The sequence below is a fragment of the Pseudomonas persica genome (assembly GCF_900291015.1).
In the GTDB taxonomy this organism is placed as follows: Bacteria; Pseudomonadota; Gammaproteobacteria; order Pseudomonadales; family Pseudomonadaceae; genus Aquipseudomonas.
This window is the reverse complement of record NZ_OLKL01000047.1, coordinates 90,462-112,432: the sequence shown is the minus strand read 5'-3', so window position 1 is coordinate 112,432 and position 21,971 is coordinate 90,462. Positions and strand designations below refer to the sequence as shown.

The following is a 21,971-nucleotide window of genomic DNA, read 5'->3' as shown; positions in this document are numbered from 1 at the left end:
CTGGGCATCATGCTCCGGCTTCGCCTTCCAGCAGCATGAACAGGCGGTACAGTACCACGGTGCTGAACAGTTGCAGGAAGCCGCTGAGGCTGTCCATGGCCAGCTCCATGCCGGGCGATGGCTCGGGGAAGGCCATCAGCAGCAGCCCGTCGATCAGCCAGATGGGGGCCAGCACGCCGACCACGCAAATCATGATGCGCATGAAGTGCCCGGTGGTCATGCTGGCGCTGTCGCGCATCGACTGCACCACCGGCCGGCCGCGCAGCACCAGCAGGTACTCGGCGAACACCAGATTGATCATGATCCAGACGCCCGGGAAGATGAACAGCGCCAGGCCGGCCATGATCAGCAGCGAGCTGATCAGGATCAGCAGGGCCAGCTGCGGCCACAATTGCAGGGCGCGGGCGAACAGGTCGCGCTTGGCGATGTCCTGGCCGTTGCTGCGGGTGTCCAGGTACAGGATCAGTGCGGCGCTGTACAGCGGGTAGAACAGCAGACTCACCAGCATGCCGTAGGCTGGCGATGCCTGGTCGCCCAGCTGGCGGTACAGCAGTTGAGTGATCAGGGCTTCCAGCACCACCAGCGGCAGGCACAGCTGGAGAATGTTCGGCAGGTGGCGGCGGAAGAAGTACAAGGAGTCGCGCAGGACACTCAGCGGATTCATCAGTCAACATCGCATGGCAGTAAAAACAGGGGCCTAACTTTAGCCCAAAGCAGGCTTGGAGCTGTCATTTGCTGAAAAAAGTTTCACACCGCCGGTTATTGAATCCCACGCCTGTACGCCCCATCTTTGACGCTGTCCGTTGTCCCGCTACCCCACGAGGTCGCCCCATGAATACTGAAGAACAAACACTGATCGACGGCCTGTTCGGCCGCATCAAGCAAGCCGAGGACCCGAGCCAGCCACGGGACGCGCAGGCTCAGGCATGCATCGAGGAGCATGTGCGTCGGCAGCCAGCGGCGCCTTATTACATGGCCCAGGCGATTCTGGTGCAGGAGGCGGCGATCAAGCGCCTCGACGAGCAGAACAAGCAGCTGGAAGCCGAACTGAAGCAGGCCCGTGCCCAGGCCGAGGCCGCCCGTGCCGGCAGCGCGCCGAGCAATGGCGGTGGTGGTTTCCTGTCCAGCATCTTTGGTTCGGCTGGGCGCAATGCGGCCCCGGCCGTGCAGCCGCAGCGTCCCGCTGCAGCCCCCGTGGCATCTGCTGGTGGCTGGCGTGAGCCGTCGGCGCCGGGCTTTTCCCAGCCGCAAGTGCAGCAGCCTGGCTTTGGCGCTGCGCCGGCACGCAGTGGCGCCAGCAGCTTCCTCGGTGGCGCGATGCAGACTGCAGCCGGTGTGGCGGGTGGTGTGTTGCTGGCGCAGGGCATCAGCAGCCTGTTCAACCACAACTCGCAGCCGGAGGAGGTGGTCGAGGTGATCAAGGAAGAGCCGGCGCCGGCCAGTGACAGCGGTGGCTGGAACGACTCGGGGGCGCAGCAGCAGGTGGCTGATAATGGTGGCTGGGGCAGTGACCAGGGTGGTTACGCGGACAGCGATTATGGCAGCGATGATGGCGGGTTCTTCTCGGACGACGACTCGTACGTCTGACAGGTCTGGCATACTGCTGGCAATTTGGGGGGCGCTTTGCGCCCCTTCGCGGGCGTGCCCGCGAAGGGCTGCACAGCAGCCCCCGGCAATCCCGGCCTGACAAGAGATGCCCAGGTGAAAAAGATCGCGCTGTTCGCCGATGTGCAGAACCTCTACTACACCGTGCGCCAGGCCCACGGCTGCCATTTCAACTACACCGCCCTGTGGGCCGATGTCAGCCGCGAAGGCCAGATCGTCGAGGCCGTGGCCTATGCCATCGACCGTGGCGACAGCAAGCAGCAGCAATTCCAGCAGATCTTGCGCAACCTCGGTTTCGATGTGCGGCTTAAGCCCTTCATCCAGCGCAGCGATGGCTCGGCCAAGGGTGACTGGGATGTGGGCATTACCCTGGATGTGATCGACGCCGCCAGCCGCGTCGACCAGGTGGTGCTGGCCTCCGGCGATGGTGATTTCGACCTGCTGCTGGAGCGGGTGATCCAGCGCCATGGCACTGAAGCCGTGGTGTATGGTGTGCCCGGGCTTACCGCACTGTCGCTGATCCGTGCCGCCACCCGTTATGTGCCCATCGAGGGTGCGCTGTTGCTCAAACACTGAGGCCGTTGCATGGAACGTATCGCTGTCATCGACTTTGAAACCACCGGCATCAGCCCCGGCGCTGGCTGCCGCGCCACCGAGGTGGCGGTGGTGATGCTGGAGGGCGGGCGCATCGTCGAGCGCTACCAGAGCCTGATGAATGCGGGTGTGCCGGTACCGGCCTTCGTCGCCGGTCTGACCGGCATCACCACCGCCATGCTGCGCAGTGCGCCGCCGGTGGACAAGGTGATGAACGAAGTGGCCGAGTTCGTCGGTGCTACCCCGCTGCTGGCACACAATGCCGCCTTCGACCAGAAGTTCTGGGACTACGAACTGAGCCGCATCGGCCGTAGCCGCAGCCAGGCCTTCGCCTGTTCCCTGCTGCTGTCACGGCGCTTGCTGCCGGCGGCACCGAACCACAAGCTGGGCACCTTGACCCGCTGGGCCGGGCTGCCGGATACCGGTACCGCGCACCGGGCCATGGCCGATGCCGAAATGGCTGCCAACCTGCTGCAACACCTGGCTGGCGTGTTGCGCCAGAACCACGGTATCCAGCAGTTGAGCCACGACCTACTGTGCCGCCTGCAGAAGGTCCCGGCCGCGAAGGTCCGCGATACCCTGGCCAAATACTGTTAAGACTTCTTCTCCAGCTGCGCCAGCGGCACCCGCCGCTCCACAGCGCTGGAGAGAATGATCGAGGTCTTGCTGAAGCCGAACTGCGCCACCCGGTTGATCAGCTCTTCCAGCTCGGGCATCGAACCCACCGCTGCCTGCATGATGACGCAGGGGTCGCCGGTGACTCGGTGACATTCGGTCAGCTGGGGGATCTGGGTCAACGCTTCATAGGCCTGCTGATTGCCGTGACTGGCCAGGCGCAGCTCGATCACGCACTGGATCGGCAGGCCGATCTTGCTCATGTCGACCTTGGCCTGGTAGCCGGTGATGACCCCGCTGGCCTCGAGCTTGGCCACCCGCTCGGCCACCGCTGGCGCCGACAGGTTCACCTGGCGCGCCAGTTGCGCGAAGGTGGCGCGGCCATTGTCGAGTAACGCGGCGAGCAGCATGCGGTCGTACTTGTCCATGGATGATTCCTGCCTGGTTTGGATTCGCTTGAAAAACATCCGAATAACCATGCAATGCAAAGTGTTCGGGGGATTTAAAGCTGTTTTGTAACTTAAGTTTACTCGGTGGCCTTTCTAAACTAAGCAACCCGTAAACGGATTTCGAGTGTTTGCCATGCCTGCCTCCCGTCGCTTCCCGTTGTTGCTCATTGGCGCTTTCCTGGCCTTGTACCTGGTCTGGGGTTCCACCTATCTGTTCATTCGTATTGGCGTCGAGAGCTGGCCGCCGATGCTCATGGCCGGGGTGCGCTTCCTGATTGCCGGTGGCCTGCTGTATGGCTTCTTGCGCTGGCGCGGTGTGCCGGCGCCGACCTGGCCGCAGTGGCGGGCTGCGGGGGCGATCGGTTTTCTGCTGCTCAGCTGTGGCAATGGTGGTGTGACCGTGGCCGAGCATGCCGGTGTGGCCTCGGGCGTGGCAGCGCTGGCGGTGGCAACTGTGCCGCTGTTCACCTTGCTGTTCGGTCTGTTGTTCGGGCACCGTAATTCGAAGCTGGAGTGGGCGGGGATCGCCCTCGGGCTGGCGGGTATCGGCCTGCTGAACCTGGGCTCCAACCTGCAGGCAAGCCCGATTGGCGCGGCGCTGATCATTTTTGCGGCGGCGTCATGGGCATTCGGCTCGGTGTGGAGCAAGACCTTGCCGCTGCCCCAGGGGCCCATGGCCAGCGCCGCGCAAATGCTGGTCGGCGGTGCCGTGCTGTTGCTTGGCAGTGTGCTGTCTGGTGAGCGCATGACACAGATGCCGACCGCTGCCGGCTGGGGCGCGTTGGCCTATCTGGTGTTCTTCGGTTCGATCCTGGCGTTCAGTGCCTACATGTACTTGCTCAAGCACGTGCGCCCGGCCGCTGCCACCAGCTATGCCTATGTCAACCCGGCGGTGGCGGTGCTGCTGGGCATCGTCTTTGCTGGCGAGCAGATTGGTGCCGAAGAGTGTGTGGCCATGGCGGTGATCATCGGCGCGGTGGTGCTGATCGGCCTGCCGCAGTGGCGCAAGGCACCTGAGCCGGCGCAGCCGTTGAAAGGCGAAATCTGCAAGTAGGCAGGGGCGATGCGGTAAACTTGCCGCCTTCGCTGAACCCCCTGACGGTATTGCCATGAATTTCGCCAAACTCGGCCTGATCGAACCACTGCTGCGCACCCTGCAGCAGCTGGACTACACCACTCCGACCCCGGTGCAGGCCAAGGCCATCCCCGCCGTGCTGGCCGGCCGCGACCTGATGGCCGCGGCCCAGACCGGCACCGGCAAGACCGCGGGCTTTGCCCTGCCCGTGCTGCAGCGCCTGGCGCTGGAAGGCGAGAAGGTGGCCAGCAACTCGATCCGCGCGCTGGTGCTGGTGCCCACCCGTGAGCTGGCCGAGCAGGTGCACAACAACGTGCGCGAGTATGCCGAGAACCTGCCGCTGAGCACTTACGCGGTGTATGGCGGGGTCAGCATCAACCCGCAGATGATGCGCCTGCGCCGTGGTGTCGATCTGCTGGTGGCCACCCCGGGCCGCTTGCTCGACCTGTTCCGGCAGAACGCCTTGAAGTTCAACCAGGTGCAGACCCTGGTGCTGGATGAAGCCGACCGCATGCTCGACCTGGGCTTTGCCGAAGAGCTGCAGTCGGTGTACGCCGCGCTGCCACGCAAGCGCCAGACGTTGCTGTTCTCCGCCACTTTCTCCGAGCAGATCCGCATGCTGGCAGGGCTGGCCCTGAATGACCCGCTGAGCATCGAAGTCAGCCCGCGCAATGCCACGGCCGCCAGCGTCAAACAGTGGCTGGTGCCTGTGGATAAAAAGCGCAAGGTCGACCTGTTCTGCCACCTGCTGCGCAAGCAGCGCTGGAAGCAGGTGCTGGTGTTCGCCAAGACCCGCAATGGTGTGGACCAACTGGTGGAGCGCTTGCTGGCCGAGGGTGTGAATGCCGACGGTATCCACGGTGACCGCCCGCAAGCCACCCGCCAGCGTGCCCTGGACAGCTTCAAGGCCCGCGAAATCCAGGTGCTGGTGGCGACCGATGTGGCCGCCCGCGGCCTGGATATCGATGACTTGCCGCTGGTGGTCAACCTTGACCTGCCGATCGTTGCCGAGGATTACGTGCACCGCATCGGGCGTACCGGACGGGCGGGCAACAAAGGCGAGGCGATCTCGCTGGTGTGTGCAGATGAAGTGCAACTACTGGCGGCGATCGAAGTGCTGACCCGGCAGACCCTGCCGCGTCACGAAGAGCCAGACTTCATCCCTGACCACCGGGTGCCGATGACCGACGCCAGTGGCCAGGTGATCAAGAAGCCGAAGAAGCCCAAGAAGCCGAAAGAGAATAGCGCCAAGCGCGGATTGGGGCGCTGGATGGACAGTGCTGAATCAGGCAGTGCGCAGCCGGCGGTGAAGGCGGTGCGCAAGGTGCCTAGTTTCAATGGTGGGGCGCGCAAGCGTAAGCCGTAGACTCGCGGTCTACGCGGTCTCTGTGGGAGCGGGTTTACCCGCGAAGAATACGACGCGGTGCAGGGCACGGGCTTCGCCCGTGTTCGCGGGTAAACCCGCTCCCACAGGGGGCGGTGTCAGCCTTTGGATTTGAGCCAATCCGCCGCCGCCCGCCCGGCCCGCAAGCCGCTGGCAAAGCACGCCGTCAGCAGATATCCCCCGGTCGGCGCCTCCCAGTCCAGCATTTCGCCGGCACAGAATACCCCCGGCATGCCCTTGACCATCAAGCCCTTATCCAGCCCCTCGAAACGCACTCCACCCGCGCTGCTGATCGCTTCATCCAGTGGCCGTGTGCGTACCAGCGTGATCGGCAATGCCTTGATCGCCCTCGCCAAGGCACCAGGGTCGGCAAAGGTCGCCTGATCGGTCAGCTCGCGCAACAGCGCTGCCTTGACCCCATCGATACCCAGCTGGCTGTGCAAGTGCTTGGCCATGGAGCGCGAACCCCGTGGCTTGGCCAGCGCCTGGGCAATCTTCTCCACAGGCTTGTCCGGCAACAGGTCGAGCAGCAACACCCCGTGGCCCTCACGGTTGATGGCCTCGCGCACCGGCGCTGACCAGGCATACACCAGGCTGCCTTCCACACCCTGCGCGGTGAGGATGAACTCGCCCTTGCGCGGCGCGCTGCCGGGAACGCTGAGGGCAATGTTCTTCAACGGCGTACCGGCGAACTTGTCCTTGAGCAGCGCACTCCAGCCTGCCACTTCAAAACCGCAGTTGCTCGGCTGCAAGGGCGAGATATCCACAGCCCGTTCGGCCAGCACCGGTTGCCAGCTTCCGTCCGAACCCAGTCGTGCCCAACTGCCGCCACCCAGCGCCAGCACCACTACGGCGGCCTTCACCAGCCGCTCGCCCTGTGGATAAGCAATCCGCAATGCACCCTCGGCATTCCAGCCCAGCCAGCGGTGACGGGTGTGGATAACTACCCCGCTGTCGCGCAGGCGCTTGAGCCAGGCGCGCAGCAGTGGCGCGGCTTTCATGTCGGTGGGGAACACCCGGCCCGAGGTGCCGACGAAGGTTTCGATGCCCAGACCGTGAATCCACTGGCGCAAGGCATCGGCATCAAAGTCGCGCAGCAGCGCAGCAATCTCGCCCTGGCGCTCGGCATACCGGCTGACGAACGCCGGGTAGGGCTCGGAATGGGTGATGTTCATGCCACCGACACCCGCCAGCAGGAACTTGCGGCCCACCGAAGGCATGGCGTCGAACACCTCGACCGCCAGGCCCGCCTGGGCCAGTGCTTCGGCGGCCATCAGGCCGGCTGGGCCGCCGCCGATGACGACAGCGAGGGGAGGGGAGGCGGGGCTCAGATCGGGCATGGTAGGCAGCAGGCTGTGGAAAAGAGGCGCATTCTAGCGCAGCACGGCCTGTGGAAACACTGATCAAAAAATGATCAGATCTCTGCAGGCCTTGCCTGTAAAGGGCTGCAGCGCCTTTCCCGCAGGTTATCCACAAGCGGTTCCACAGTCATTGTGAACAACCGATGACGCGTGCCGCGCTGTGATGAAGGAGGCCGTGGCGCCTGGCCAGGGCTGCGCGGTCCTTGCTGTAGCCACCGCCGATCACGCCCACCACCGGGATGTCGCGGCCCAGGCAGTGGCGCAGCACCGCCTCGTCACGGGCGGCAACGCCTGCATCGGTCAGTTGCAGATAGCCCAGGGCGTCGTCCTTGTGCACATCGACCCCGGCGTCATACAGCACCAGGTCGGGCCGATAGAGCGGCAGCAGGTAGTTGAGGGCGTCGTCCACCACCTTCAGGTAGGCCATGTCACCCATGCCGCGGGGCAGGGGGATGTCCCAATCGCTTTGCGCCTTGCGCGCCGGGAAGTTCTGTTCGCAGTGCAGCGACACGGTGATGGCGTCTGGTGTGTCGTGCAGGATGCGCGCGGTGCCGTCACCCTGATGCACATCGCAGTCGAAGATCAGTACCCGGTGTACCCGGCCAGCCTCCAGCAGGTAGTGGCTGATCACGGCCAGGTCGTTGAAGATGCAGAAGCCGGCAGGGTGGTCGTAATGGGCGTGGTGAGTGCCGCCGGCAAGGTGGCAGGCGATGCCGTGCTGCAGCGCCATCTCGGCGCTCAGCAGCGAGCCGCCTACGGCGCGCACGGTACGCCGGGCCAGGGCCTCGCTCCAGGGCAGGCCGAGGCGGCGCTGGTCCTCGCGCGACAGATCGCCGTTCATGTAGCGCTCGATGTAGCTGCGGTCGTGGGCCAGGGCGAGGATGTCGTTGGGGCAGATGTCCGGGCGCAGCAGGGCCTGGTCGGTGGTCAGTCCGCTGTCGATCAAGTGGTCGTGCAGCAGGCGGAACTTGTCCATCGGGAAGCGGTGTTCGGCGGGGAACTCCGGGCTGTAGTCTTCGTGGTAGATCAGCGGCAACGGCATGAGTGGGGTCGCAATCGGGGCCAGTGCTGATCTTGCCATGGCCGGGGCAGCTTTGCTGCCCGATCGCTGGCAAGCCAGAACAGGTAGCGCAAGGCAGTTGCCCTGGCAGGCAGGAGCGGTGTCAGTGCTGTTTCGTGGTACTGGCCAGCACCCGTTGCCAGTCCGGTTCGTTCAGGCGGCCGAGGATGCGCGCCTTGCCATTGCCGTCCACCGAAACGAACAGCGCACTGGCATAGCCACTCTCACGCTCGCCACCCGCAACGTTCTGCTGGCGGGCAAGATGATCGATGCAACCGTTGTGGGTCACCAGCACCAGGTTGTGCCCCGGCCGTTTGTGTGCCAGTGCTTCGCTGGCGAACTGGCTGTCACAGTTTTCCAGCCAGTCTTCACTGGCCACCGCCTGGCCAAGGATGAAATGCGCGGTTTGCCGTGTGCGCAGTTTCGGGCTGCTGAGCATATCGGCGTTGTTCAGGCCCAACTGGTGCAGCCCTTGGCCAACGTGGTCGGCGGCCTGGCTGCCGGCTACGGTGATACCGGTGGGGTCGTCCAGGCATGGGCCGGGGGCGCTGTCGCAGCGCTCGGCGTGGCGGATCAGCACGAGCACCGCACCGTCGGCCCAGTCCTGCAGCAGGCCGCTGTCACTCAATTGTTGTTCGTTGCCAAGGTCCACGATGTGCGTCCTCGTCGCCAGCCAGGTGCTCAACGCCGCCACGACCATGCACAGGCCAAGGGTGGCACCGAGGGTTTTGCGGGTCAGGCGTCGCTTGCGCCGGGCGTGGATGGCAGGGTGCCCCAGGGTGTTGCTCGATAGCATGCGTTGCTCCGTTGGCAGGGTCGCGGCTGGCGCGGCGGTGATGGCATGCATCCTGCCAAGTGGCCTGTCGGGCGGTGGTGAAGGGCATGTGAAAATTGCATTTGGGTGCGCCGGCTGGGTGAAACCCGCACCCGCGCCTACGCTGTAAACTGCAAGACGGTAAAACCGGAGCACGCCCGATGACCCCTATCCTGCAACTGGAAAGCGCACGACTGCAGCTGCGCCAATGGCACGACGACGACCTGCGCGAGTTCGCTGCACTGTGTGCCGACCCGCAGGTGATGCGCTACTTCCCGGCGCCGCTGACGCGCCTGGAGGCAGCTGCGCTGATCGGCCGCGTGCGCGGGCATTTCAATGAGTACGGCTTTGGCCTGTGGGCCCTGGAGCGCAAGGACAGCGGTGCCTTCATCGGCATGACCGGGTTGTTGCATGTGGGGTTCGATGCCGATTTTACGCCGGCGGTGGAAATCGGCTGGCGCCTGGCACGTCGCCACTGGGGCCTGGGTTTTGCCAGTGAGGCGGCGTGGACCTGCCTGCGCTGTGCTTTCGCCCAATTGCGCCTGGAAGAGGTGGTGTCGTTCACTAGCGAGAGCAACCTGCCCTCGCAGAAGGTCATGCAGGCCATCGGTATGCAGCAGGACCTGAACGGCAGTTTCGAACATCCTCGCCTGCCCGTGGGGCACCCGCTGCGCCCGCATGTGCTGTACCGCATCGACCGCGCACGCTGGGAGCGTACCCTGCGCGCCTGAATGCATGGTCATGCCCGGCGCGAATGACAAACGCTGTATTATTTCCCAATTGGAAGGCGCTAGCCGCAACATGCTAGGCGCCTGTGAGATCGAGCGCCGCCAGGGCGGCGCATCGCGAGCAAGGCTCGCTCCTACGGAGAACCCCCGATGAGTCATGTGTTGGACGACCTGGTCGACCTGTTGAGCCTCGAGTCCATCGAGGAGAACCTGTTCCGCGGGCGTAGCCAGGACCTGGGCTTCCGCCAGCTGTACGGCGGGCAGGTACTGGGCCAGTCGTTGTCGGCGGCCAGCCAGACGGTCGAGGATGCACGCCATGTGCATTCGTTGCACGGCTACTTCCTGCGCCCTGGCGATGCCAGCCTGCCGGTGGTGTATTCGGTGGACCGCGTGCGCGATGGCGGCAGCTTCAGCACCCGGCGGGTGACGGCGATTCAGAAGGGCCAGCCCATCTTCACCTGCAGCGCTTCGTTCCAGTACGACGAGGAAGGTTTCGAACACCAGGCACGGATGCCCGAGGTGGTCGGCCCGGAGAACCTGCCCACTGAAGTCGAGCTGGCCCGGGCCATGGCCGACCAGTTGCCCGAGCGCATTCGCGACAAGGTGCTGTGCGCCAAGCCGATCGAGATCCGCCCGGTCACCGAGCGCGACCCGTTCAATGCCAAGCCTGGCGACCCGGTGAAGTACGCCTGGTTCCGCGCCGATGGCACCCTGCCCGATATCCCCGCCCTGCACAAATACATGCTGGCCTACGCCTCGGACTTCGGCCTGCTGACCACTTCGTTGCTGCCCCATGGCAAATCGGTATGGCAGCGTGACATGCAGATCGCCAGCCTCGACCATTCGCTGTGGTTCCACGGCAACCTGCGTGCCGACGAGTGGCTGCTGTACGCCACCGACAGCCCTTGGGCGGGTAATGCCCGTGGCTTCTGCCGCGGCAACATCTTCAACCAGGCTGGGCAACTGGTGGCGTCGTCGTGCCAGGAAGGCCTGATTCGTCATCGCAAGGACTGGGCATGAGCCTGGGCGAGGTGCGCAACTGGGTGTTCGACATGGACGGCACCCTGACCGTGGCCGTGCACGATTTTGCCGCCATCCGCGTGGCGCTGGATATCCCGACCGAGCACGACATCCTCACCCATCTGGCGGCCTTGCCAGCGGACGAAGCGGCGGCCAAGCATGCCTGGCTGCTGGAGCACGAGCGCGACCTGGCGGTTGCCTCCACGGCGGCCAGCGGGGCGGTGGAACTGGTGCGCGAATTGGCCGAGCGTGGTTGCCGATTGGGCATTCTGACCCGCAATGCCCGCGAATTGGCGCATGTGACGCTGGAGGCCATCGGCCTGGCGGACTGCTTCCCGGTGGAGCATATTCTCGGGCGTGACGAAGCGGCGCCCAAGCCTAGCCCGGATGGGCTGCTGAAGATTGCCAAGGCCTGGGGCGTGGCGCCGGGTGAGCTGGTGATGGTGGGGGATTACCGGTTTGACCTGGACTGTGGGCGGGCCGCGGGGGCGCGCACGGTGCTGGTGAACCTGCCAGACAATCCGTGGCCGGAGCTGGCGGATTGGCATGCGGCCGATTGCCGGGCATTGAAGGTGATGCTGGGCTGAGTTTTTGTGTCGCCTGTGCGGGCCTCTTCGTGGGTAAACCCGCTCCCACAGGGACCGCGCCGAGCTCAAGTCCAGCACTCAACCTGTGGGAGCGGGTTCACCCGCGAAGAGGCCGGACCTGTCTATGCTGAACCCCAATATTTTCCCTGAATGGAGACTCATACATGACTAGCAAGGCCATCTACGTACAACCCGGTGGCGGCTACGACAAGGTCGAAGTCGGCACCAGCGAGGCTTCCGCGCCCCAGGCCGGCGAGATCACGGTGCGCCTGCACGCCAGCTCCCTCAACTACCACGATTTCGCCGTGGTCAGCGGCATGTGGGGCCCGAGCGAGCGGCGCATCCCCATGGCCGATGGCGCTGGCGAAGTGGTCGCGGTGGGGAGCGGCGTCACCGAGTTCCAGGTCGGCGACAATGTGGTCAGTACCTTCTTCCCCGACTGGCTCGACGGCCAGGCCAATGTCGAAGGCTTCGCCAGGGTGCCCGGCGACGGTATCGATGGTTACGCCCGTGAACAGGTCACCGCTCGCACCACCGCGTTCACCCTGGCGCCCAAGGGTTTCAGCCACGCTGAAGCTGCCACGCTGACCACGGCCGGTCTCACGGCCTGGCGTGCGTTGATGAGCGACGACCACCTCAAACCCGGCAATACGGTACTGGTGCAGGGCACCGGTGGTGTGTCGATCTTCGCCTTGCAGTTTGCCAAGCTGGCCGGTGCGACGGTGATCGCCACCTCGTCCAGCGACGCCAAGCTGGAACGCCTGAAGGCCCTGGGTGCCGACCACCTGATCAACTACAAGAGCACCCCGGCCTGGGGGGAGAAAGTGCGCGAGCTGACCGGCAACCGCGGCGTCGACCATGTGATTGAAGTGGGTGGCCCGGCGACGCTGGAGCAATCGATGATCGCCACGCGCATTGGTGGGCATGTGTCGCTGATCGGCATCCTCACCGGCGTGGCCGGGCAGTTGCCGCTGGTGCAGGCGCTGGTGCGGCAGATTCGCCTGCAAGGCGTGCTGGTGGGCAGCCGCGCCCAGCAGCAGGCGATGGTGCGGGCGATCGATGCCAACGGCCTGCGGCCGGTGGTGGACAAGCATTTCGAGCTGGAGCAGATCGTCGAGGCTTTCCGCTACCAGGAGAGCAACCGGCATTTCGGCAAGATCTGCTTGACCTGGTAATGGCCGGGGGCTGCGCAGCGGCCCCTAGTCCGGCAACAACCGGTCACGGCTATTGGACAGGTGCAGGCACACCGCCGCCCGCGCCGCGTCCGGGTCCTGCCGGCGGATGGCATTGAGGATCGCCTCGTGCTCGAGGTTGGCCAGGTACGCCTGCCGCGCCAGCTTCGCCCCGCTGCGTTCGGCCAGGGCCATGCGGTTGCGCGGGATCAGGCCGTTGCCTAGGTGCAACAGCATTTCAGTGAAGTACAGGTTGCCAGTGGCCTCGGCAATCAACAGGTGAAAGCGCCGGTCGGCCTCGATGCAGCTGTCGCCGGCGGCGGCCAGGTCCTGGTAGTCATCCAGCGCCTGGCGCATGCGCGTCAGGTGCCCCTCGTCACGGCGTAGCGCGGCCAGAGCGGCGGCCTGGCCTTCCAGGCCGATGCGCAGTTCCAGCAGGTCGCGCACATTCGCCGCGCTTTCCGCAGCGATGCGCAGGCCGGCCTGGGCCTGGCGCTCCATCACGAATGTACCGATACCGTGGCGTGGCTCCACCAGCCCCGAGGCCTGCAATTTCGACAGAGCCTCGCGGACCACGGTACGGCTGACCCCGTGCTCGCGTACCAGGGTGTTCTCCGAGGGCAACTTGTCGCCTGGCTTGAAGGTGCCCAGCAAAATCTGTTGGGTCAGGCTGGAGACCAGGTCATGGGCGCGGCTGTGCCCGCGTTTATGGGCTTGTTCAGTGTCCATGGTGTAATCCGTTTTTGTTGTACTTGTACGACAAGTTAAACGACCAAAATATTTTTTGCCGATTTTTCCGGTGGCCAAGCCAGCGCTTAGCTTGGCTGTTCTTGAAAGATAGAAGCATATCTTCGTAGTGATTGCTTGTATTTTGGGTTTTCCCCGCTGTTGTTGATCTTGTCGTACAACTGCGCTGCGCATATGCTCCTCCCCACTGTCATGTCAGACAACCTCGACCCGCACAAAAACAATTAGTGGGAGATCCGCAAGTGAACGATACCCTCGCTCCGTCTGCCCGGAATGACGGCGACGCCCTGGTCAGCGCCGTGGCCAAGGTCAAGCGCCACGTCCTGCCGCTGTTCGTCATCATGTTCATCGTCAACTACCTCGACCGCGTCAACATCGGCTTCGTCCGCCCGCATCTGGAAAGCGACCTGGGCATCAGTGCCGCGGCCTATGGTTTTGGCGCCGGCCTGTTCTTCATCGGCTACGCGCTGTTCGAAGTGCCCTCGAACATGCTGCTGCAGAAGGTCGGTGCACGGCTGTGGCTGACCCGCATCATGTTCACCTGGGGCCTGGTGGCCACGGCCATGGCCTTCGTGCAGACCGAAACCCAGTTCTATGTGCTGCGCTTTCTGCTCGGTGTGGCCGAAGCGGGCTTCTTCCCCGGGGTGATCTACTACTTCACCCGCTGGCTGCCAGCCGCCGAGCGCGGCAAGGCGATTGCCATCTTCCTCAGTGGTTCGGCATTGGCGTCGCTGATTTCCGGGCCGCTGGCCGGTGCGCTGATGCAGATCCAGGGGCTGGGCATGCATGGCTGGCAGTGGATGCTGTTCATCGAAGGCATGGCCTCGGTGACGCTGTGCTTCTTCGTGTTCTTCTGGCTTGACTCCAGGCCGCAGGAAGCCAAGTGGCTGAGTCAGGTCGAGCAGGAGGCGCTGGTGGCCGCCATCGATCATGAGCAGCTTGAGCGCGAAGCCGTCGGTGCGGTCAGGCCATCGCCCTTGAGCCTGCTCAAGGACCGTCAGATCCTGCTGTTCTGCCTGATCTACTTCTGCATCCAGCTGACCATCTACGCCGCCACCTTCTGGCTGCCGAGCATCATCAAGCGCATGGGCGACCTCAGCGACCTTCAGGTTGGCTTCTTCAACTCGATCCCGTGGCTGATCTCGATCCTGGCCATGTATGCCTTCGCTGCTGGCTCGGCGCGCTGGAGGTTCCAGCAGGCCTGGGTCGCAGGTGCGCTGGTGATCGCTGCCATCGGCATGTTCATGTCCACTACGGGTGGGCCAGTGTTCGCCTTTGTCGCGGTGTGCTTCGCGGCTATCGGTTTCAAGTCGGCCTCGTCACTGTTCTGGCCGATCCCGCAGGGCTACCTGGATGCCCGCATCGCCGCTGCGGTGATCGCATTGATCAACTCGGTCGGCAACCTCGGCGGCTTCGTCGCCCCCACCACCTTTGGCCTGCTGGAGCAACAGACCGGCTCGATCCAGGGTGGCCTGTACGGCCTGGCGGTGACCTCGGTGCTGGCGGCCATTGCCATCTTCTTCGTACGCACTCGCCCAAAGGGTGCCCCTTCCGATGACCTCAAGGCCTCTTCGGCCCTGGGCCAGAGCCACTGATGACTGCGAGACAACAACCATGAACATGCAGCCCCTTCATTCCAGTACCCCTGTGGTCACAGATCTGCGCGTGATCCCCGTCGCCGGCCACGACAGCATGCTGCTCAACCTCAGTGGCGCCCATGGCCCGTTCTTCACCCGCAATGTGGTGGTGCTGCGTGACAGCGCCGGCAATACCGGGCTGGGCGAGGTGCCCGGCGGCGAGAAGATTCGCCAGACCCTGGAAGACGCCCGCAGCCTGGTGGTCGGCCAGCCGATCGGTCATTACCAGCGCGTGCTCAATGCCATGCGCCAGACCTTCGCCAACCGTGATTCGGCTGGTCGCGGCCTGCAGACCTTCGACCTGCGCATCACCGTGCATGCAGTGACGGCCATCGAGTCGGCGCTGCTTGACCTGCTTGGCCAGCACCTGAACGTGCCGATGGCTGCACTGCTCGGCGAGGGGCAGCAGCGCGAGGCGGTGAAGATGCTCGGTTACCTGTTCTACATCGGCGACCGTCAGCAGACCGACCTGGCCTACCGCAGCGAAACCGATGCCGATGACGACTGGTTGCGCCTGCGCCACGAAAAGGCCCTGACCCCGGACGCGGTGGTGCGCCTGGCCGAGGCCGCCAAGGCGCGCTATGGCTTCAGCGACTTCAAGCTCAAGGGCGGGGTGTTGCGCGGCGAGGCGGAGATGGAAGCGGTAACGGCCCTGGCCGAACGCTTCCCCGAAGCGCGCATTACCCTCGACCCGAATGGTGCCTGGTCATTGAAGGAGGCCATTGCCCTGTGCCGCGACAAGCACGATGTGCTGGCCTACGCCGAGGACCCGTGCGGTGCCGAGAACGGTTACTCGGGCCGTGAGGTGATGGCCGAGTTTCGCCGTGCCACCGGCTTGCCCACCGCCACCAACATGATCGCCACCGATTGGCGGCAGATGGGCCATGCGATCCAGTTGCAGTCGGTGGACATCCCGCTGGCCGACCCGCACTTCTGGACCTTGCAGGGTTCGGTACGGGTGGCGCAGATGTGCAACGACTGGGGGCTGACCTGGGGTTCGCATTCCAACAACCACTTCGATATTTCGCTGGCAATGTTCACCCAGGTGGCGGCTGCGGCGCCGGGTGAAATCACTGCGATCGACACCCACTGGATCTGGCAGGACGGCCAGCGCCTGAGCCGCGAGCCGCTGCGCATCGTCGACGGGCACGTACGTGTGCCAGCGCGGCCGGGGCTGGGGGTGGAGCTGGATGAAGATCAGCTGGCCAAGGCCCATGAGTGCTACCGCAACATGGGCTTGGGCGCGCGGGATGACAGCGTGGCGATGCAGTTCCTGATTCCGGGGTGGAGCTTCGATAACAAGCGGCCTTGCCTGGTGCGTTGAGTCTGCAGTCCCTTTCGCGGGTGAACCCGCTCCCACATGTACAGCACTGGACCTGGGAGCGGGGTGTTCCTACAGGTACACCACAGTAGGGTCGCAACACACCCAAATGAAAAACAAAAGCTCCAGACGGCCTGGTGACGCGATCGGGCATGGCATTCCCGACATCTGGCGTTAATGGAAATGCCCTGTCGTGATCGAACAGTTCCGGGGCGTTCTCGTGTAATTTCCCACAGCCCTGCGCGGCTTAAATGAAGCCCGACCTGACTGACACGTTGCTCTGTGACGCGTGCCCAACATCAACAACAGAACGCGAGTAACGTGTCGACTTATTGATTTCAAAGGAGATATTTTCGCCTACGCCTGCCCGTCCATCCTTGTGTCAGCAAAAAGAGAACAACATCAATGAACACCGTGGGATCTGATGGCAACCTTGCCCAAGGTTTCAAGCCACGTCATGTAACGATGCTGTCCATCGCCGGCATCATCGGCGCCGGACTTTTCGTCGGCTCTGGCCACGCCATCGCGGCAGCCGGGCCAGCTACCATAATTTCCTATTTCGTGGCCGGGACCCTGGTGGTACTGGTCATGCGCATGCTCGGCGAAATGGCCGTGGCACACCCGGACACCGGATCGTTTTCCACCTACGCCGAGCAGGCCATCGGCCGCTGGGCCGGCTACACCATCGGCTGGCTGTACTGGTGGTTCTGGGTACTGGTGATCCCGATCGAAGCGCTGGCCGCCGGGCATGTGCTGAACGCCTGGTTCCCGCAGGTGGACAGCTGGATATTCGCCCTGGCTTCGGTGCTGCTGCTGGCCGGTACCAACCTGTTCAGCGTGGCCAAGTACGGTGAGTTCGAGTTCTGGTTCGCCATCCTCAAGGTCACGGCCATTCTCGGCTTCATTGGCCTGGGCTTCGCCGCGCTGATGGGCTGGCTGCCCAACCGCGAAGTCAGCGGCCTGAGCGGCTTGATGGCCGAGCACGGCGGTTTTGTGCCGAAGGGCTGGTCAGCGGTGGTCGGTGCGTTCATCACCGTGATGTTCAGCTTCATCGGCACCGAAGCGGTGACCATCGCCGCGTCCGAATCCAGCGACCCATCGCGCAACATCGCCAAGGCTACCCGCTCGGTGATCTGGCGTATCAGCACCTTCTACATCCTGTCGATCTTCGTGATCATCTCGGTGGTGCCGTGGAATGACCCGCAGTTGGCAGTGGTGGGTTCCTACCAGCGTGCGCTGGAAATCATGAACATCCCCAATGCGGCCTTCATGGTCGACCTGGTGGTGCTGGTGGCAGTGACCAGCTGCATGAACTCGTCGATCTACATTGCCTCGCGGATGATGTACTCGCTGGCCAAGCGCGGTGACGCGCCGGCCATGCTCAACAAGACCTCCAAGGTCGGTGTACCGCGCGCTGCGGTGTTCGGCAGCACGCTGATCGGTGCGGCCATTGCCATCCTCAACTACTTCGCGCCGAAGGGCGTATTCGAGTTCCTGCTGGCCAGCTCCGGTGCCATTGCCTTGCTGGTATACATGGTCATCGCCATTTCGCAGCTGCGCATGCGCCGCCGCCTGGAGCGGGAAAACACCGAGCTGAAGTTCCGTATGTGGCTGTTCCCGTACCTGACCTGGGCGGTGATCCTGTTCATTGCCGGGGCACTGGCGGTAATGATGTACACGCCTGAACACCGGGCGGAAGTGAGTTCGACATTGGCTCTGGCGATCGTGATTTCCTTCCTGGGCATCGTGACTTCGCGGGGCCAAGCGCAACAACCCGTGGGGGTGCGTTCGATGGGGTGATTGAGTTCACCTGGCGGTAAGGGCAAAGGGCACCAGTGGATGGGTGCCCTTTGTTTTTTCAGCCCGTCATCGTCTCGATGTACTTCATTGCCGCCGGCGTGCCGCAGTGCAGGTCGCCGGACTCGACAATCAGTCATTCAACAGCCACGGCTTCAGTTCCTTGAGGTTACTCACCACCAGTTGCTGCGCCTCGGGGAGTACTGCCAGGTTGCGATGGTCGATCTGGTAGCGCTGCAACACGTACTTCACCAGTGCCCTGCGGCTGGGCACCACCAATTGCCCCTGGGTCATGCCGAAGTCGGTTTCGATGATTGCCTTCTGCGCTGCGTTCAATCGCCCATCAGGTTCGAAGATGACCGGCACTTCGACATTCCAGTCTTCATCCTGCTCGCGCGTGTTCGGCGATTGGTCGAGCAAGTCTGGTTGCCCACGCAGGCGGCTGAGGACGAAGTCGCGATACTGGCCGTTCTTTTCGCAGTAAGCCCTCACGTGCCAGCGCATGCCGGTGTAGACCAGCGTGTGCGGGGCGATGAGGCGCACCTCTACGTTGGGGGTGTTGAAGGACACGTATTCGGTTTCCAGGCGCAGGCCTTCACGGCAGGCTTTGAGCAAGGGGCGCAGGACCTCTGGCCGGATGGGGCGATCAGGCACTTCCAGCACCCGGGTATGCGCATAGGCCAGTGCCAACCCGTCGATGTGCGGGGCCCGCTCATTGTTCTGATACAGCAGGTGCAGATAGGCGCTGGCGCTGTCGTCGATGAACAGCGGCTTGAACTGCTTGCTTGGCACATAGCCCTTGAGCTGCTTGTCATATGTCAAGTTTTTGGGCGCATGTTCGGTGATGTAGGTATTGATGTCCTTGGACGCCTGCTGGCGGCTGATGCCAAAGCTCTGCATCAGGTGGCCCGTGGTCAGCCGGCCCTCCCACCAGGCAACGGTCTCGATCAAGCGATAGCGAAGTGCCAGGTCCCAGCGTACCTGCTCGATGGATTGCTTGCGTTTCATACCCTCTCCATGTGCGCGATTACTTTACCTGTATAAGTCTACATTCTAGACCTGTCGCTTATCACTACATATCGTGTGCCTGTCTTCAAAATGAATTGAAGTCACCAAAGGAAGTGGGCATGACTATGTCTGAAGCGGTTTCGACAGGGGCGTTGGTGTTGATCGGGGTGATCCTGACAGTGCTCCTGATGCAGTACCTGAGGTTGCGAGAAATCTGGCATCTGCTTCTCGCCTGTCGCCAGGGCGCGCGTTGGGCGCGGATATGGGAGATGGAAAACCGGGAGCTACGCTTGGCACAGCGTGCTGACAAAGCGCACATCGCGCAGCTGCAAAGCAAACTGGAGCTTTTGCAGAACCTGATCTCTGCAGAAGAGTGACAAGAGAAGGCATGAACAGACTTGAACGGATCAAAGGCTGCCTGCTGGGTGGCGCTGTCGGAGACGCGCTTGGCGCCCCCGTGGAGTTTCTTGAGTGGCCTGTGATCGAGGCCAGGTTCGGGCCGCAGGGCATCGCTGATTTTGCCCCGGCTTACGGCATCACCGGTGCGATCAGCGACGATACGCAGATGATGCTGTTTACCGCAGAAGGCTTGCTGCGGGCTTATGTGCTTGGGAGTTCACGGCAGCCATGTCATGTGCCCAGCATCATTCATCACGCGTTGCTGCGCTGGCTGTCGACCCAGGACTACCCTTCGACGATACCGGTCGCGACGGATGGCTGGCTGATCAAGCAAGCGGAGCTTTGGTCGCGTCGTGCCCCCGACGCAACTTGCCTGAGTGCGCTCAAGACCACTGTGCGGCTGGGGGCGGTTGCCGAAAACAGCAGTAAAGGCTGCGGTGCCCTGGTACGCGTTGCACCCTGTGCATTCTTTGCTCATGCATTTGACTACGCGGCGCAGTCCGGGCGACTGACTCACGGACATCCGACTGGTTACCTTGCGGCAGGGCTGTTCGCCGACATTCTCCAGCGTGTTGTCGACCGACAAGACAGCCTTGAGCACGCTGTGACTCAGAGTCTGGCCAGGTACGGGCAGGTGCCAGGTATGGAGGAAACGCGCAGCCTGATCGAGCGTGTGCTGTTTTTCTATTACGAGGGCTATACACCCACCCCGCAACGCATTGACGATTTTGGTGCTGGTTGGGTCGCTGACCAGGTGCTGGCTATTGGACTGTGGTGTGCGCTGACAGCACGCTCACTAGAAGAAGGTGTGGTTACGGCGGTGAATCACAGCGGCGACAGTAGTAGCACCGGGCTGGTCGTCGGGCATTTACTGGGGGCGCAATATGGTGCTGTCGCTGTTCCGGCCCTTTGGCTCGAGCGCCTGGAACTGCGCCAGGTGATTACGCAGGTGGCCGAAGATATCGAGCGCGTACCGCGGGAGTATTTCGGGGTTGGTGGCGAGTTCGATGAGCAGATCGAGCGGGCTTATCCGGGGAGTTGAAAGCTATGAAGGAGTTGAGTTTGCGCAGGGGGCCGAAGAGCTTGAAAAATACCGGTCAAACCCAGGCCATACCCGGAAGGGGTGAAATCTGATTTTTGGGGCTTGCACACCCCAAAATCCAGGCACAAAAAAAGACGCCCTCGGGCTAATGCCAGTCAGTTGGCGTCATTGGGGCCGCAAAGCGGCCCCAAATCGCTTAACTGACTGGCATTAGCCCGAGGGCGTCTTTTTCTTTGGGATTTGGTGGGCCGGGGTAAGTTGAATCGACTGATTAATATATTGATTAATAAGCTTAATTTCGGTTCGCATTTTAGCCTGAAATACCAACTGGAATACTGAGAAACCTATTCCTAGCTTGCCAACAAACAACAGTGACGACTGTAAGTAGACCTGCGCCCAAATCGCGGTCGACCTGGTCGAAGCGTCAGCCTGCTTCGACTGACCTGCGCGAGCTCCTGATCCGATCGTCGGCCCGGCTCGACACCGACGCGGCGCATCGAACTGAAGGCATAGCCCGCCATCAGCTTGCACTGCACTTGCCTGAGGTTTTTCACCCCGATCAGATGTACCTAGAGGGCTGCTCTCAAGCTAAGCGGGTAGATGGGAAATCGCTTCGCTTCAGGATGCCGAATATAGGGGTTGAGCTTTCAGCTTTACGACAGTTAAGGCTCAAGCTAAGGTGCTGGCATAAGGACATTATCTCCCGCCATTTGTCCACGGAAGGTTCTAGGGAGCACGTGGTGCGCCCGCCCATTCCGAGTTTGTGGCACCCCGAAGCGCGCGCTTGGCAAGGTGCTGTCATTGATCCAACTGGATTGGTCTTTGACGCATCAGTGTTGATACCCCGCTGGGGACCGAGTTCTATAAGCACCTACCGGGTATCTTGACCGGTATCGGGATCGTCGGAACCTTCTTCGGCCTGATGCTAGGTCTTCAGCAGCGTTCAGCCAGACACGAGGTTGCGCGACACCTCGCCGAAGCTTCAGTGGCTGATGCAGACGCTCGAGTCGATCAAAAGGGCCGGCAACGGCGACAAGGTGATCCTCTTTACCGAGTTGCGAGATATTCAGCGGGAATTGCAGCACGCAATTCAGCAGCATTTCGGCTTTCGGGCGACGGTCATCAATGGCGATACCAGTACCAGCAGTCAGAGCTCTAATAGCCGGCAGAGGCTGATCAATCAATTCCAGGAGCTGCCAGGTTTCGCCGTCATCATCCTGTCCACTATCGCCGTCGGATTCGGGGTGAACGTGCAGGCCGCCAACCACGTCATTCACTTCACGCGCTGCTGGAACCCGGCCAAGGAAGATCAGGCGACCGATCGGGCCTATCGGATCGGGCAGCAGAAGGATGTGTATGTGTACTACCCGACGGTTCGGGATGCGACGATGCCGACGTTTGAAGCGACGCTGAACGAGCTGCTGAGTAAGCGGCGAGCGTTGGCGCGAGATATGTTGAGTGGGACCTCGGAGCTGCAGGCTTCAGATTTTGAGGCCGTGCTGAACACGCATTGATATGTCAATTATGGGTACAGGTGCGCTCATCTCCAAGCGTGC

The 21,971-nt window shown here is 62.9% G+C and carries 21 protein-coding genes and 1 pseudogene; 15 read left to right on the top strand and 7 right to left on the bottom strand.

What is annotated here, in order from left to right; all coding sequences use genetic code 11:
* Positions 1-7 precede the first annotated feature (7 nt).
* Positions 8-664, bottom strand: coding sequence for a YciC family protein (locus FQ664_RS22600; RefSeq protein WP_144175027.1), 657 nt, complete (start codon positions 662-664; stop codon positions 8-10).
* 167 nt (positions 665-831) lie between these two features.
* Here FQ664_RS22600 and FQ664_RS22595 point away from each other — a divergent pair, with 167 nt between their 5' ends.
* The 3 genes from FQ664_RS22595 (at position 832) to FQ664_RS22585 (ending at position 2,796) form a co-directional block, all read left to right on the top strand.
* Entirely contained in the window at positions 832-1,587 is a 756-nt protein-coding gene (locus FQ664_RS22595) for a DUF2076 domain-containing protein (protein ID WP_144175025.1), read from the top strand.
* 114 nt (positions 1,588-1,701) lie between these two features.
* On the top strand, positions 1,702-2,181 hold the full coding sequence (locus tag FQ664_RS22590; RefSeq protein WP_004576858.1) for a LabA-like NYN domain-containing protein: 480 nt from the start codon (positions 1,702-1,704) through the stop codon (positions 2,179-2,181).
* A gap of 9 nt (positions 2,182-2,190) precedes the next feature.
* Positions 2,191-2,796: a 3'-5' exonuclease gene (locus tag FQ664_RS22585; RefSeq protein WP_144175023.1), complete on the top strand. Its 606-nt coding sequence runs from the start codon at positions 2,191-2,193 to the stop codon at positions 2,794-2,796.
* Here FQ664_RS22585 and FQ664_RS22580 read toward each other — a convergent pair.
* Positions 2,793-3,242, bottom strand: a complete 450-nt coding sequence (locus FQ664_RS22580; RefSeq protein WP_144175021.1) for an Lrp/AsnC family transcriptional regulator — start codon at positions 3,240-3,242, stop codon at positions 2,793-2,795. The two genes, FQ664_RS22585 and FQ664_RS22580, sit on opposite strands and share 4 nt — an antisense overlap.
* 154 nt (positions 3,243-3,396) lie before the next feature.
* Between FQ664_RS22580 and yedA the strand changes: the two genes are divergently transcribed.
* Entirely contained in the window at positions 3,397-4,317 is a 921-nt protein-coding gene (gene yedA / locus FQ664_RS22575; RefSeq protein WP_144175019.1) for a drug/metabolite exporter YedA, read from the top strand.
* Positions 4,318-4,372: 55 nt separating this feature from the next.
* Entirely contained in the window at positions 4,373-5,704 is a 1,332-nt protein-coding gene (locus FQ664_RS22570; RefSeq protein ID WP_144175017.1) for an RNA helicase RhlE1, read from the top strand.
* 116 nt (positions 5,705-5,820) lie between these two features.
* On the opposite strand, the gene FQ664_RS22560 is transcribed toward FQ664_RS22570, so the two are convergent.
* The 3 genes from FQ664_RS22560 to pmrG all read right to left on the bottom strand — a co-directional run bounded on the left by FQ664_RS22560 (position 5,821) and on the right by pmrG (position 8,939).
* On the bottom strand, positions 5,821-7,062 hold the full coding sequence (locus tag FQ664_RS22560) for a TIGR03862 family flavoprotein (protein WP_144175016.1): 1,242 nt from the start codon (positions 7,060-7,062) through the stop codon (positions 5,821-5,823).
* Positions 7,063-7,210: 148 nt separating this feature from the next.
* Positions 7,211-8,125 (bottom strand): histone deacetylase family protein, encoded by a 915-nt coding sequence (locus FQ664_RS22555; protein ID WP_144175074.1) that lies wholly within the window; start codon positions 8,123-8,125, stop codon positions 7,211-7,213.
* A 121-nt stretch (positions 8,126-8,246) separates the two neighbouring features.
* Entirely contained in the window at positions 8,247-8,939 is a 693-nt protein-coding gene (pmrG, locus tag FQ664_RS22550) for a lipopolysaccharide core heptose(II)-phosphate phosphatase PmrG (RefSeq protein ID WP_144175073.1), read from the bottom strand.
* 179 nt (positions 8,940-9,118) lie between these two features.
* On the opposite strand from pmrG, the gene FQ664_RS22545 reads away from it, so the two are divergent.
* The 4 genes from FQ664_RS22545 (at position 9,119) to FQ664_RS22530 (ending at position 12,467) form a co-directional block, all read left to right on the top strand.
* Positions 9,119-9,688, top strand: a complete 570-nt coding sequence (locus FQ664_RS22545) for a GNAT family N-acetyltransferase (RefSeq protein WP_144175014.1) — start codon at positions 9,119-9,121, stop codon at positions 9,686-9,688.
* Positions 9,689-9,835: 147 nt separating this feature from the next.
* A complete protein-coding gene (gene tesB, locus FQ664_RS22540) occupies positions 9,836-10,705 on the top strand; it encodes an acyl-CoA thioesterase II (RefSeq protein WP_144175012.1) in 870 nt (289 codons plus the stop codon).
* Entirely contained in the window at positions 10,702-11,292 is a 591-nt protein-coding gene (locus tag FQ664_RS22535) for an HAD family hydrolase (protein WP_144175010.1), read from the top strand. The genes tesB and FQ664_RS22535 overlap by 4 nt, the downstream gene beginning before the upstream one ends.
* 164 nt (positions 11,293-11,456) lie before the next feature.
* Positions 11,457-12,467 carry a zinc-dependent alcohol dehydrogenase family protein gene (locus FQ664_RS22530; RefSeq protein WP_144175008.1) on the top strand — a complete coding sequence of 337 codons (1,011 nt, stop codon included), beginning with the start codon at positions 11,457-11,459 and terminating at the stop codon, positions 12,465-12,467.
* Between the two features lie 24 nt (positions 12,468-12,491).
* Here the strand turns inward: FQ664_RS22530 and FQ664_RS22525 are convergent, their stop codons facing one another.
* Positions 12,492-13,193 (bottom strand): FadR/GntR family transcriptional regulator, encoded by a 702-nt coding sequence (locus FQ664_RS22525; RefSeq protein ID WP_144175006.1) that lies wholly within the window; start codon positions 13,191-13,193, stop codon positions 12,492-12,494.
* 260 nt (positions 13,194-13,453) lie between these two features.
* Here FQ664_RS22525 and FQ664_RS22520 point away from each other — a divergent pair, with 260 nt between their 5' ends.
* The 3 genes from FQ664_RS22520 to gabP all read left to right on the top strand — a co-directional run bounded on the left by FQ664_RS22520 (position 13,454) and on the right by gabP (position 17,969).
* On the top strand, positions 13,454-14,806 hold the full coding sequence (locus FQ664_RS22520) for an MFS transporter (RefSeq protein WP_144175004.1): 1,353 nt from the start codon (positions 13,454-13,456) through the stop codon (positions 14,804-14,806).
* A 19-nt stretch (positions 14,807-14,825) separates the two neighbouring features.
* Positions 14,826-16,172 (top strand): glucarate dehydratase, encoded by a 1,347-nt coding sequence (gudD, locus tag FQ664_RS22515; RefSeq protein WP_144175002.1) that lies wholly within the window; start codon positions 14,826-14,828, stop codon positions 16,170-16,172.
* Positions 16,173-16,574: 402 nt separating this feature from the next.
* The gene (gene gabP / locus FQ664_RS22510) at positions 16,575-17,969 is read left to right on the top strand and encodes a GABA permease (protein WP_144175000.1); all 1,395 of its coding nucleotides are present in this window, start codon (positions 16,575-16,577) and stop codon (positions 17,967-17,969) included.
* A gap of 129 nt (positions 17,970-18,098) precedes the next feature.
* On the opposite strand, the gene FQ664_RS22505 is transcribed toward gabP, so the two are convergent.
* On the bottom strand, positions 18,099-18,974 hold the full coding sequence (locus FQ664_RS22505; protein WP_025340723.1) for a BrxR family helix-turn-helix transcriptional regulator: 876 nt from the start codon (positions 18,972-18,974) through the stop codon (positions 18,099-18,101).
* Positions 18,975-19,093: 119 nt separating this feature from the next.
* Between FQ664_RS22505 and FQ664_RS22500 the strand changes: the two genes are divergently transcribed.
* From FQ664_RS22500 to FQ664_RS22490, 3 genes and pseudogenes are all read left to right on the top strand, one after another.
* Complete coding sequence (locus tag FQ664_RS22500) at positions 19,094-19,351, top strand: hypothetical protein (protein WP_144174998.1); 258 nt, start codon at positions 19,094-19,096, stop codon at positions 19,349-19,351.
* Positions 19,352-19,362: 11 nt separating this feature from the next.
* Entirely contained in the window at positions 19,363-20,415 is a 1,053-nt protein-coding gene (locus FQ664_RS22495) for an ADP-ribosylglycohydrolase family protein (RefSeq protein WP_144174996.1), read from the top strand.
* A 938-nt stretch (positions 20,416-21,353) separates the two neighbouring features.
* Positions 21,354-21,929 (top strand): annotated as a pseudogene (locus FQ664_RS22490) (helicase-related protein); the annotation flags it as partial.
* Between the last annotated feature and the right edge of the window lie 42 nt (positions 21,930-21,971).